The following is a 13,559-nucleotide window of genomic DNA, read 5'->3' as shown; positions in this document are numbered from 1 at the left end:
TGAAACCTTTGAAATAATGAAAAAGGTCATAATATCCTGTATGTCAGAAGGGTCATTGATGAGGGCAATATACTGTATTTCATAGCATTATTACCCTCACCCTCTATCCCTCTCCCGTAAACAGGAGAGGGAAAAAACGCATTCTATCAGGTATTAGAGTATGTTACTGATAATTATCACTTCGTAAATCGGACATTATTCCCATCCGGATGTTACTTATAGAGTGTACTGTGGTATCAGACATTCTTAACCCGGATTATTCGTGAAAAAATTTCACCATACTCGCCTCGCTGCGCTGCGTCGCGGCAGGAAGGCACAAAAAGTCATAACGGGTTATTATGCATGACGAAACAATTGTTCGTGTTTTTTTATTGTAGATGCAATCCGCTGTGGTTGCCAACTGTAGAAAAAATCCGCGTTCTATTTAAATTTATGAACAGATCGGGTTAAATATAAAAATCCCCCTCTCCGTTCTTTTGGAAAGGGGGATTTGTTATGTGGTACAACCATAAACTACAAACCAGAGACCAGAGACCATAAACCGGTTATTCTACCGTCTCGTCTTCGCCTTCGGTTTGCGGCCGAACTTACTGTCGTCGCCGTTCTGCGGCCGTGAAAACGATTTTTTCGGCTGCGGAGCCGCCGATACCGTCTCGGCACGAACGCGGGTTTTGACACCGGCGTTGAATTCATCGGTAACATCGACCGCGCGCACGGTGCTGAAGCAATGGAACTGATCGATCGGCATCTTCGCATCGGCGACGAGATCGACCTCGAGGTTCGTCGTCGACTTCAGAAGGTTGAGCCGATCCTCGCTGTCTTCGATGAGATATTCGAAAACCGCCGGGTGTACGAACAACGTGTAACTCTTCTCTTTTCCGAAACTCTCGGCGCGCCTGAGCCAGCGTTCGAGCTTGGTGACCGTAGTGTCGCGTCCCTGTACCATCCCGATGCCGCCGCAGGTAGGGCATGGTTCGGCGAAGGTATGGATAAGGCTCGGCCTGACACGCTGACGGGTCATTTCCATGAGGCCGAATTCGCTGATCTGGGAAATGGAAATCTTAGAGCGGTCGTTCTTGAGGGCGTCGACGAACACATCCTCGACGATTCTCCGGTGATCCATATTCGCCATGTCGATAAAGTCGATAACAATGATACCGCCGATATCCCTGAGACGGAGCTGACGGGCTATTTCGACCGCGGCATCCTTGTTGGTATTGAGGATTGTCTCCTCCTGTGTCGATTTACCGAGATACCGGCCGCTGTTGACATCGATGACCGACAGGGCTTCAGTGTGATCGAATACAAGGAATTCGCCGTTTTTAAGCCAGATTTTCCTGCCGAATATATTCTCGATCTCACGTTCGATATCATGTTTGTCAAATATGGGCTCCTTGTCTTTATAAAGATGGACTTTATTGACCATATTCGGGGAGATCGAGTTCAGATACCCCCTGATTTCATCATAGTGCTCCCTGGTATCGACAATCACGCGGCTGACATCCTCGCCTAAAAGATCGCGGATAATACCCGAGGTCATCCCCATTTCCTTATGGATAAGCGCCGGCGGGGAAACACCTTCGGCCTTTTTCATGAGCGCCTCATGACTTTTCATGAGGTCCTTGACATCAGCCGCGATTTCTTCCTCGCCTTTCCCCTGGGCAAGCGTCCTGATAATGAGCCCGAACCCTTTTGGCCTGTGTTTGCCCGAAATATGCTTCAGGCGCTTGCGCTCGGCCCATGACTCAATCTTGCGCGATACACCCACCTTGTTGCCGCCGGGCACCAGCACGAGGAATCTCCCGGGGAGAGAAATCTCGGAGGTAATCCGCGCGCCCTTTGTGGAAATGGGCTCCTTGGTTATCTGGACAATGATTTCCTGGTCTTTTTTAATGATACTTTCGATAGGCGGATATTTCCGGTCGAATTTCCCCCTCCCCCTTTTTTTGCCGGACTGCGTCTTTCCACCGGAACGCCCCGGCTGTTCTTCCTCGTCCTCGTCCTCGTCAAGATCATACTGGGCGGCAAAATCTATCGACGATCCGCTTACATCGGAAGCATGGAGAAAAGCGCTCTTTTCCATGCCGATATCGACAAATGCAGCCTGGATGCCGGGGATGATGGCATTGACCCTGCCCTTGTAAATATCCCCCACCATACGTTCGTTGTCAGGCCGCTCAACCCATATTTCGACCAGTTTCGAATCCTCGAGTATCGCGATTCGTGTTTCATGGGTGGCGGTGTTAATAATAATTTCACTATTCAAAATTCCTCCTTGTAATACCTGGTGAGGCAAGTAAATAACCTGCCGCTACCATATAACGTCAAACGGTGTAACCCGTTCGCCATTCAGTACGGCGTATTGTTCCGTCCGGGTCACGCCATCGGGGATATCCCCCTTAAAAAGATAACCAATAACCTCCGTGGGCTTCACTGTCATATCCGCGCTGGAGCTGAGAAGCATTGAAAATCCCGAACCATCGGCGGCGGGATTCAATTCAGCTATGCCGGGACGGATATCGACCGTTTTCGGCCCCTTTTTTGTCGTGCGTTCGATGGTGATGTTCTCCTGCCCGAGCATCCGATTCAGAGCGGCGACGCACTCGCTGTCAACAGTGCACGGCACAAAATACTCAGCCAGCGCAACGATGGCATTGAGAGATTCCGCCTTGTCAGGAATCGATCGAATGTCGATGAGCTCAAAACCGTCGACCAGCACCGTACGTAAAACATCTTCAATGTGCGGAAACGGCTTCTGCAGGGTAAAATCAGCATATTCCGCAACACTTTTCATCCCGAGCGGGAGCGGCGGACAGAACGAGATTTTCGGATGGGGATGAAAGCCCTGCGAATGTGCTATCGGTATCTCCGCCCTGCGCATGGCACGATCGAACAGCCGCACGAGGTCAAGATGACCGGTAAACCGCACCGCGTTTGTCTTCGCAAACTTTATCCGGAACCGTGTATCGAGGAGAAAAGGAACTCCAGCCCTGCCGGGAACGGCTTTTCTTTTTCTCCCGTACAGCGTATTCCGTGAAGAGCTTTTGGCCGGAGTGGTTTTCACCTCCGGAGAGGCATGTCCGGACGATTTTTTCATCAAAGCACAGAAAGGGGCAAACGAACCGCAGTTCTGGCATGTCTCCGAACAATCAGCCGTGGACTCTCCTTTCAGAGCTCTCTCGCGTTCCCGGAGCAGGTACGATTCGTCGATACCATAGCTGAGATGACTCCAGGGAAGCACCGAATCCGTATCGGATCCGCCGCCGCCTTCCTCGAGCCGTATACCGGCTCTCCCGAACGCCTCCTGCCATAAAACCGCATTAAAGTTCTCCGACCACCCATCGAGCCTGCATCCCCGTTTCCATGCATCCATGATGATCGCGTCGGTTCTCCGGTCTCCCCTGCCGAGACGGCATTCGAGCATGGATACCAAGGGATCGTCTGTTTTTATGGTGATGGATTTCGACCGGAAAAACTGCCTGACCAGTTTCGCCTTTTCGGTGAGTTCAGCGACAGAATTCTGCGGTTCCCGCTGAAACGGGGTCATGGGTTTGGGAGCAAACGAGGAGAGTGTAACGTTGACGCGATGGCCTCCGAAACGTTTCAGGAGAGAATTGATAACGTTCAGGAGGTTCGCGATGGCGACAGCATCTTCGCCGGTTTCCGTGGGAAGCCCGATCATGAAATAGAGTTTGAAACCGTCCCAGCCCCCTTTAAGCGCGGTTGTCAGCGTTTCGAGAAGCTGCTCCTCGGTGAGATTTTTGTTGATCACATCGCGAAGCCGCTGCGTTCCCGCTTCGACTGCAAAGGTGAGGCTCGATTTCCTGCCTCCGGCGACCGCTTCGGCCATTTTGACCGAAAAGTTGTCTGCTCTCATGCTTGACAGGGAAACCGATACCACCTGACCGTTCAACGCGCTGCCGATTCCTGCAATCAACTCCTCGAGGCCGGAGTAATCGGATGTCGACAGGCTGACCAGTCCCACATCCTCCCAGCCCGTGCTCCGGATACCTCTGACAATCTGTTCGACAATCTCATTCACCGGCCGTTCACGTTTGGGACGGTATGTAAGGCCGGCGCTGCAGAAACGGCATCCCCTCGAACATCCGCGGGCAATCTCGACCGCAAGCCGGTCATGAACCACTTCGCAGAGGGGAACAAGAGGGTGTTCGGGATAATACTCCGGTTTCAACCGCTCGACAAACCGTGCAACAACAGGCATTGGTGCGCCTTCGACGGCCTCCATGCCCATAAAAGAACCGTCGGCTGCATACTGAGGGGAGTAAAGCGAAGGAACATACACACCCCCGACACGTGCAAGCTCACGAAGCGTCGCCGCGCGCGACAAACCGGACTTCCTGCGGCGTTCGACCACATCGAGCATTTCGGGAAACGCCTCCTCGCCGTCACCCAGAAGGAATGCATCGAAAAACTCGGCTACCGGTTCGGGATTGATACAGCAGGGACCTCCACCGAAGATGAGCGGATGGGTTTCATCCCTGTCGCATGCCCTGACCGGTATACCCGCAAGATCGAGCATGTTCAGCACTGTCGCGTAATGAAGCTCATACTGAAGCGTAAAACCTACTACATCGAATGAAGAGACGGGGAGAAACGATTCGAGAGACCACAGGGGAATGTTTTCTTCCCTCATGATCGCTTCCATGTCGACCCATGGTGCAAAAGTACGCTCACAAAGGGTCCCGCCCCTTTTGTTGAGAATATGATACAGAATGTAAAAACCCATAAACGATTGTCCGATATCGTAAATATCAGGGAAAGCCAGGCAAACCCTGACAGATTGAGATTCCGGACTTTTTTTTATCATATTGAGCTCTCCGCCGACATACCGCGCCGGCCGTGAAACTTTATGGAGAACCCGTTCGAGCCGTTCTTTTATATCCACTTGATATTCCATGTGTTAATGATAATTACCCAGCAAAAAGACATTTTAACCCATATTAATGTAATATAATGATTTATCGCGCCATATACAACTCAATTTCTGGCGGTTCTTCTTTGATGGTCCATTTTATTTTAAGACCTTTGAAGTCAGTAGTGCCCAGTTAAAACTGTAATAATAATGCCGGGCAGGCCGCGACCTGTCTTTGCTCGAAAAATCCTGAAAATCGAGCACCGGAATGTGGATTATTCTGGATATGATTATTGCCCCATATCCGCCTGAACTCACCCCTTGGCCTCTCTCTTGATCCGAGAGAGGGGAAGCGCCGGATAACATCTGCTTTATCAATGTATTATGCGCAGCATGAGTTCCCGTGATCAACGGCTGCATCTCTAATGTTCTGCGGTAAGGGAAACAATATCACTATCGGAATATTCTTTTCATTACCGAAGCAACAATAGTTGTATAAGAATATTATTATTTAACAAACTTGCTTCTGGCGCAAAATTTTGGTATATTTATTTATCATTACAGTATTTTATATTTCCGAAACCGATTAAAGAAAAGGTTGCCATTTCCATGAGATTACTTTCAGCACAAAATATTCAGCAGGACATGATTTTAGGCAAATCAATCTATACAGTACACAACAAACTCCTGCTCGGTGCAGGTTTCCGCATATCGCCGGATATCAAGACAAAGCTTCTTGAGCGCGGATATTCCCAGGTCTATATCATGGAAAACGGCACCGAGGATGTCATACCGGAAGATATAATTTCCGAGGAAATCAGGATACAGGCACAATCTGTCATTGCGGACAAGGCAGACAAGATACAGCGGTATTTCAGATTCAGGGATATCAGCCGCACAAAAATCTACGAACTGCTGAACAGCGGCTATCTCAAGGATATGAATATCACCTATGACATGAGGAAAATCGTCAACGAGATTTTTCATGATATTTCAAGCGTCGGGGCGACAACCTTGAATTCCGCGCTCTTTAAAGCCGAGAATTCATACTATATGGATCATTCGATAAACACCACGGTGATTTCGATCCTTCTCGGGAAAAAGTACGGCTTTACAAAAGCGGAGATGCTCAATCTCGGGGTAGGAGCTTTTCTCCATGACTTCGGGAAAGTTGTCATTGAAAAAATCCGGGAAAATTCCAATCCGGACGTTGCCGATGAACTGTCGCGCGAGCACCCGACATTCGGGTATCTCCTCGTCCGTAACAGTAAAAGCTCCTCGCCGATGGTATCCCAGATCATCAACCAGCACCATGAAAACCAGGACGGATCGGGTTTTCCCATCGGACTCAAAGGGGAAAATCTTCCGCCCACGAGCACTGCCAAAAGGAAAACCAAGGGTACCATTTACCGGCTTGCGGAAATCTGTTCCGTGGCCAATGCCTACGATAATCTGGTGATGAATCCGAAAGACTCGCAGCAGAAGTCCCCCGAGGAAGCCATCAAGGAGCTCATTCTCAAGGTGGGAACGATCTATAACAAGCACATTGTCAGCATGTTGACCGATATCATTCCCGTATTCCCGGTCGGCGCCACCATCCATGTGAAAGAAATCGTCGATCCGGCGCTTATCGGTTATACGGGCGTCGTCGCCCAGATCAATCCCAAACATCTCAACAAGCCCGTGATAATCCTGCTCTACGACAGGACGATGAAGCATATCAAGCCGAGGATGATCGATACATCAAAACTGAAACATGTAAAACTCGATCTCGTGCTGTAATGTCCCTTCTTTTTTCAGAGATGCAGCCCCCCGATATTTTCACTGCCGTTTAACCTCGAACAGGTTGAGCAGGAGTTTTTTCGCCACCGACGCCTGGGGTTTCGCTGATTTCAGGGCAGGTACGATATCGAGCGTGGAGAGGAACACCTCGCCCTGTCCGAGCGGAATACGTCCCAGGGAACAGACGATCTGTTTCGTATCCTGTGCCCCAAGCGCAACGATCATCTCCGTATTCCACGGATGGAGATCGATCCCCGAAACATCTCTCGTATTGTAGAACACCTGATATTCCCAGCTCATGCCCTGCGCCTGAGGCAGACCCGCGAGATACTGGCTCATTCCGACAAATTGCCGTCCCTGCTGGCCGAAACGGACAATCCCCCCGCCCGCATACGGCTTCGGAACAGAACCCAGAGCGGTATTCACCTGTTTGGCCCAGCGGTCGGCATGTTCGAGCACAATGACCTTTGTTCCCCGGGCCGCGCGTTTCAGAACCTCGCCATAGAGGACGTCGCTACTGTCGGGGAAATCATGGGTGCCGATCACGATGCAGTCGACATCGGGGCTTCCCGCGGTAAAGGGCGATACATTTACCCCGCGGGAGTCCTTCAGAAATGCTCCGACAGCGCCGTCCGTTTCGATGACCGCAATCCGGGCAGGGAACCCTGCGCCGGAAGTGTAATCGACGACAAACATATCGTCATACCCTGTCGCTTTCACGAGGGAGCCGTCTGTCAGCCGTGCATCGAGCCTGTAATACCCGGCTGCCGAAACCTGAGGGAGCACGACTCCCTCGACGAGCAGCTCGCCGAATTCCTCGCCACCCGTAACAGTCACCGGAAAGGTTTTTGTGAACACCGTCTTTTTGTCGGGAGCAATGCAGGACAGTTCGAGTGTGAATCTGCCTTTGAGATTTTCCTCGTTGATGATGAACATGTCCGCAACCGGCACCGAACCTTTCGGTAACACCTTGTCCCGCAGTTTCACCGCCACATAGAGCGGCTGCGTGTAGTATCGGAGAATTGACGGGTCTGAGGTCGGATTTCGGTACATGTCCACAATATCGGTTCTCGTTGAAGCCGACCCCCAGCCGTTGAGAACATAAGCGTCGGCGAAATTGCTCATGCGGACGTTCTCGATGTTGCGGCCGTGGAAGTAGTGCATGTTACGGCCGAGACTGAGCGTAAGATCGTCCACGGTGGGATACGCCGCCCTGAACCCGCTCTCGTCGAGGAAACGGTTGTAGGCATCGAACCAGTCGAGATGCTCCATTTCCCTGAATCCGGTAGCGCCGGTGATTTCGAGACGTTCCTTGATCTTCTGGAGACGAACCATGGTTCCGAACGCACCTTCCTCGCCCCAGAATACGATCTCGTCATGCGGAACGAGGGGAAGCGAATCGCCCCGGACAATACTGTACCTGAGGTAAAACCGCGGATTGTTGTAATTGTCATCCACATATCCGGCGTTTGCGAACCAGTGGTGCTGATCCCACCAGCCATGATAATAGAACTTGTCATCGAACGGTTTCATATGGAGCTTGAACGGGTCCTTTTCAAGAAAATCGGTCGGCTTTATCGTGCGGTTCCGGTCGCTGTCGTAGGTCAGTATCCGTGACGGATCGAGGGTATGCACCATGCGCATGTTCCGCTCGTCGTCCTCGTCGGGAGGCTTGGTCGCCTCGTTTTTCAGATTATAGATGAGGAGCGAAGGACGCGAGCGGTCCCTGATAACCATTCTTCTCAGCTTTTCACGGCGCCATAAAAGAGCCTGTTCATCGGGTCCATCGATTTTGTCTTCTTTATTGGGCATGACACGGTAACCGCCCGGCTCCTCGTAGGAGAACATCCCCATCAGGTCGCAGATATCCATCGATTCCGGCTGGCCGATGGCGCGGTGATAGAGCATCATGTTAAATCCGAGGTCGATGAGGGTTTCGGTATCCTTTTTCCTCATTTCCTCCGTGGCGAACATCCCGGTCGCAGGCCAGAATCCACGGGTCATCGCAGCCATGATGAACACCCGCTTCCCGTTGAGGTAAAAGCGCGGATCGCCGTTCTTCACACCGATGTCGAACCACCGGAAGCCGAACCGCTGTGCAGCAGTGTCCCTGACAGCGCTGTCGGAGCTCTCGAACACGACCTCAGCCTCGTACAGGTTCGCCTCGCGCACGATCCGATGACCGGCAAATTCCCAGAGCTTCGCATCGGGCGCTTTGACCATGAACGATTTTTCGGTCACTCCGGGCGGGACGGCGCACTGCACGGTGTTTTTCCAGATGACCCGCGAGGGCCGGTTCAATTCATGGACAACGAGAGTCAGGCTGCCGTTTTTCGGGGCATCCGACGAGTTACCGAGCGTGACGAACACCTCGGCTTCCCTCACCTTCGGCTTGTTCTGAACATAGATGTCGTCGACATGGACGGCATCGGTGGCCCGGAGCACGACTTTCCCCGTGATGCCCCCGAAACCGTGCACAGCGGGAACGAGATTCTTCCCCCAGCGCATGAGGATGTTGTCGTTCCAGCTGAAATTGCCCACCGGATCGGTAATGCGGACATCGAGGCGGTTTTTCCCGTTAAAGGTGACCGCCCCGGTAATATCGACCTCGAACGGCGTGTTGCCGATGACATCGTACCCGACAAGCTTATGGTTCACGAACACCTCGGCGCGGAGATTGACCGCCGTGAAAGCGATCGTGATACGTTTCCCGCTGAGCGAAGGGTCGAGATCGAAGGTCGTGCTCCACCAGGACACGCCGCGGTAATCGCCACCCACATCGGGAATGGCTCCGCCGATTGCGCCCCAGTAGTGCGCCTCGACCGTACCGGGAACATCGACAACCTTGTCGCAGGCCGCTTCAAGCCTGTCCCAGCCGCAGGTCGGCGGGTTGACCGGAAGTTTCGAGACATCGACCGGCGGCAGATACACATCGTCATCGGCCCACACCGCCGCATGATCGAGCCAGAGCATCCAGCCCGGCCCGGACAGCTCGCATTCCCATCGTCCCGGTCCGGCGGAAACGATACCGGTTCCGCACATTAAAAATGTGACAGTAATAACAATCCACAACCATACGATTCTACTACCCGTTTTCATAGCTTCTCCTCGGAGGGCGAAAGACGTTTTCATTCGCCCGATGATGAAATGTGGTGTTTTGCTGCTGTCAGGGGTATATCAATCGGCACTTTGTGCCAACCCTTGACATTCTGAATCAATGCATGTCGTGTTTTCCTCCGTGTTTCCATGCTCGTATATACTTTGAATCGTTGGATATACCTGTTTCAAACACACTTATTTAAGCATTGTGAAAAGCCATGCCAGCGGCTCGGAAATATTGAGCCCGACATGAACCGCGATACTGAGCCAGACATTCCGTTTCCGCCATGTCACATAAATCATCGGGAACAGGGCAATTATCCTGAGAACGATAAAGGACGGCGATATGACATGGTAAACTGCGAAAAGGAACGTGCTGATAACCGGTGCCATCCAGCCGAACCGTTCCATCCGCGGGAGCAGGTATCCCCGGAAGTACAGCTCTTCGGCAATACCGTTGAAAAAGAGCGCCGTGAAAACGACAAGAAAGTAAACTATCACTCTGTCCTGGGAAATCTCACCGCTCCTGATGAGATACCAGTCCGGCAGCCAGAAAAAGAGATGTTTCTGAACGAATCCGACTGTCGGGGAAAGCTCTTTCCATAAAATAAAGGTCGTCATGAACAGCACGGGAAAAATGAGGGCAAACTGCTTCCAGTGAAGGTGTTCACGGTATAGTACGACGCCCTCCAGCGACATTCTCCCGTTCAGCTTTTTCCCCTGATAGTAAAGAAAAACGAAAATGTACGGCGCGGTTATGAAAAAAATCGAAAGAATCAGCGCAAACACTTCCGGAAATCCGATTTTTATCATGAGCGGCGCCGCGAGAACGTAAAATACCGCGACAAGCACTCCCGGCAGAATGTGGAGAACAACAAGTTTCCCCAGTGAAATCTGTCCGTCGGAATGTGTAGCGTTGTCTTGTTCACTCATCAATATTTCTTACTCCGGTTATGTATTCAATGTGTGTATATCATTCATTGTGGTTATCCAGTTTGATAAGCATAGAAAATCTTTTTTAAATCAGAATCGATAATTTTTTCCGATAGTATGTGATCCCCCCTGCCTGCGGCATCCCCCCTTGTTAAGGGGGGAGCAGTTTTTTGGTCGCTTTCATCCCCCTTTCTTTTATAAGGGGGACACGGCGAAGCCGAGGGGGATCAATCTGTCAGCTGATTTAAATATATAACCAGATCATTCAATGTGGTCCGGTCAACTATCGGAAGTAAATCGATAACATATTTCGTGCTCCCAAAGCTCCGTACGGCCGTTAGCCCGTTTTAACCTCATTTATAAACACATTATTACCACTCGTCAAGAGGTTTTACCGACACATCCTTATCAAATGCTCCTCCCTTCCATTCCGGCGACAGGAGAACGGCAATCCGGACGCTGCCGGTCCGGTTCCCGAGGCGCACCATGAGACGGCTGACACCCGTGTTCGCTTTTTCGGGCGGCTGCTGTCCGGCGGACTCAACGGCGAACCGGGCATCCGAAGGCTCGAGTATGCGGGCGGTCAGCTTTTTGCCTTCCAGGACAAGCGTCGCCATACTGCCGTCAAGGGTGATCGCGGCATCCGTCGTCATACCCCAGTCAACCTTGCAGGGGGCTTCCAGCTCGAATTCGTCCTCTACGAGCACGACACGGCGATTATCGATCAGGGCGATTCCCCTCGTCACCTTTTTCGCGGGTGGAGCATATGCAGTGCTGATATCGACGACAACCCCGGCAGAGACGGGTTTCGATATGAATTTCAGTACTTGTGCCATTCCGACAAGTTCCTGGTCGGCGCCATCGATGAGCGGAACATTATGGCTGACCGATCGCATGCGGTAGTAGGTCCAGCGTTTGCCGCCTTGTTTCGTGTCGAAGTATCCCGGCATGTTGTAGTCGTCCGAGCCGAGATCGCGCGCCCAGCGGACGCCGAGAGCATCGAGCTCGAAATTTCCGAGGTCGAGATGGGCATGGTTGACACGGTTGTAACCCGCCTTGACTCCGACAAACAGCGCTTCAGGGTCGTTCCACCCGCTCCTGAGCACGGCGACTTCGACCGGCCCTCGAAACCGTCTGTCGAGGTCGGGATTGTATGTCTGCATTCGTGACCGCGGGACATACCAGACGATATGCTCGGGTTCCGCGCCATACCGCTCGATCATATCGTGCTCGCAGTCGGAAATGAACCGGTTGTCGAATCTCCGCGCCAGCCAGAACATGCAGGGCATGGTCATTCTCCGGGCTTTCTCGCCGCTGTCTGCAAAATTGAGGAAGAGCCCGGTCGGGCCGGTCGTATAGATCGGGAACAGTCCGGTTACCGATATTCCCTCCATCTCCGACAGACCGAAATCGGCGCCGAGCGCCGTTTCGAGCGCCGCAAGACCGTACGCGGTATACCGTGTCGCATAGTGCCAGTACCCGGGACCTTCCGGCCAGGCGCCATCCGGCGCGTAGGTCGCGAGCGCATGGGGAAGCGATTCGACCGCCCGGGGTACGATAATCTCCGCATACCGCGGATCGGTCTCGGCGATGGCAAGAGCTCCGACCGTGAGCCCACTGTTGCACACCTGGTTCCAGTTGTGCTCGGCCTCGACCCAGAAGCGGGGAATCTTGTCCCTGCCTTCATAAGCGGCCACACCCGGCTCCATACCGTGCCGGATGAGACCCTGGCGGATTTTTTCACGGTTCTCTTCGGAAAAGTAGTGATAGAGCCAGTCGTAGCCGATTCCGACGGCGTGGGACATCTCGGCGGTGTCGAGGAAATGCGAGGGATTCCAGTCCTTGAACGCGCACACGGCAAGCAGGTTCTCCTCGGCCTTGCGGGCATAGATTTCCTTCCCTGTCAGCCGCCAGGCGAGCCCGAGCGTATACACACGGTCGAGGCATTCCCTGCTGATCTGGAGAAGGCGCGGCCCGATGATGATATACTCGACCGGCGGTTTCCGGCAGAACTCGTCAGCCTTTTTGACAACATCATCGATGTATCTGCTCAGCACGGCGTCCGTTTCGCGCTGTTTTTTGATACGGCCGAGATCGGAATCCTTGAACATGAGCCGCGGGTGGCTCCGGTCGAGCGTCGAAAGAACCGTTTCGGGCTTCGGGATACGGACGGTCTGCTGCGCCGACGCCGTGAACACGGCTATAAATACACAGAAGCAGAAGAAACACGCCGATCGCGGTATCATGATTTTATCCCTCCACGAAAGATGAAAAGCTTTGTGAGAATGAGTCCCCCTTATTGCTTTCAGGATGTCGCTCCATGCAGGATAAACAAAACAAACGATGACATGATGGTCATATTCCCATAACCATTATAAAACTCTTCCGGTTGAAATGCACTATGAAAAACAGGGGATTCCATCATTTTTTTCAAATATGTATCGATCTGTGACTTTTTTCTGTTCGAGGGTGAAAACCACTCGAAGTAAAGATGAAAGAAAAATAAAATAATTATTTCGATCAAAGTTGATCGATTTCTCTTGACAACATTTTCCTGGGCAGTTATAATTAGATCAATGTTGATCGCTTGCGCAGCGAAAGTACTTTTTTAATCATATTGCGGAAGGATTGGATACATGGCTGACAAGAAAACGCTTACTCATGTCGAGCTCGAGTTCATGCATGTAATATGGGAGCATGAGCCGGTCGCGACCGAGGATATCCAGCATGTGCTCGCATCCCATGGGCGAAATATTACCGATGGCGGTATCAGGCGGATTCTCTCCATACTCATGAAAAAGGGATTCCTGAGCCGAACGAAAGACGGCAGGGCATTTCTCTACTGCTCCAAAGTCAAACACGAAGAGGCGGC

7 protein-coding genes are annotated in these 13,559 nt (G+C 52.1%); 2 read left to right on the top strand and 5 right to left on the bottom strand.

The genetic code is table 11. The annotated features are described in order from the left end of the window. Positions 1-550 precede the first annotated feature (550 nt). Positions 551-2,266 (bottom strand): Rne/Rng family ribonuclease, encoded by a 1,716-nt coding sequence (locus LLG96_01515; GenBank protein ID MCE5248877.1) that lies wholly within the window; start codon positions 2,264-2,266, stop codon positions 551-553. A 45-nt stretch (positions 2,267-2,311) separates the two neighbouring features. Then, a complete protein-coding gene (locus tag LLG96_01510) occupies positions 2,312-4,906 on the bottom strand; it encodes a TIGR03960 family B12-binding radical SAM protein (protein ID MCE5248876.1) in 2,595 nt (864 codons plus the stop codon). 576 nt (positions 4,907-5,482) lie between these two features. Here LLG96_01510 and LLG96_01505 point away from each other — a divergent pair. Continuing rightward, complete coding sequence (locus tag LLG96_01505) at positions 5,483-6,655, top strand: HD domain-containing protein (GenBank protein ID MCE5248875.1); 1,173 nt, start codon at positions 5,483-5,485, stop codon at positions 6,653-6,655. 39 nt (positions 6,656-6,694) lie between these two features. On the opposite strand, the gene LLG96_01500 is transcribed toward LLG96_01505, so the two are convergent. From LLG96_01500 to LLG96_01490, 3 genes are all read right to left on the bottom strand, one after another. Next, a complete protein-coding gene (locus LLG96_01500; GenBank protein MCE5248874.1) occupies positions 6,695-9,754 on the bottom strand; it encodes a hypothetical protein in 3,060 nt (1,019 codons plus the stop codon). Between the two features lie 195 nt (positions 9,755-9,949). Further along, entirely contained in the window at positions 9,950-10,687 is a 738-nt protein-coding gene (locus tag LLG96_01495) for a CPBP family intramembrane metalloprotease (GenBank protein MCE5248873.1), read from the bottom strand. A gap of 371 nt (positions 10,688-11,058) precedes the next feature. Then, positions 11,059-12,933 carry a heparinase II/III-family protein gene (locus LLG96_01490; protein MCE5248872.1) on the bottom strand — a complete coding sequence of 625 codons (1,875 nt, stop codon included), beginning with the start codon at positions 12,931-12,933 and terminating at the stop codon, positions 11,059-11,061. A 390-nt stretch (positions 12,934-13,323) separates the two neighbouring features. Here LLG96_01490 and LLG96_01485 point away from each other — a divergent pair. After that, positions 13,324-13,559, top strand: a 236-nt coding sequence (locus LLG96_01485) for a BlaI/MecI/CopY family transcriptional regulator (protein MCE5248871.1), incomplete at its 3' end; no start/stop codon positions are given.

Source organism: bacterium, from assembly GCA_021372535.1.
Classification (GTDB): domain Bacteria; phylum Latescibacterota; class Latescibacteria; order Latescibacterales; family Latescibacteraceae; genus JAFGMP01.
This window is presented reverse-complemented; position numbering and strand designations above follow the sequence as displayed.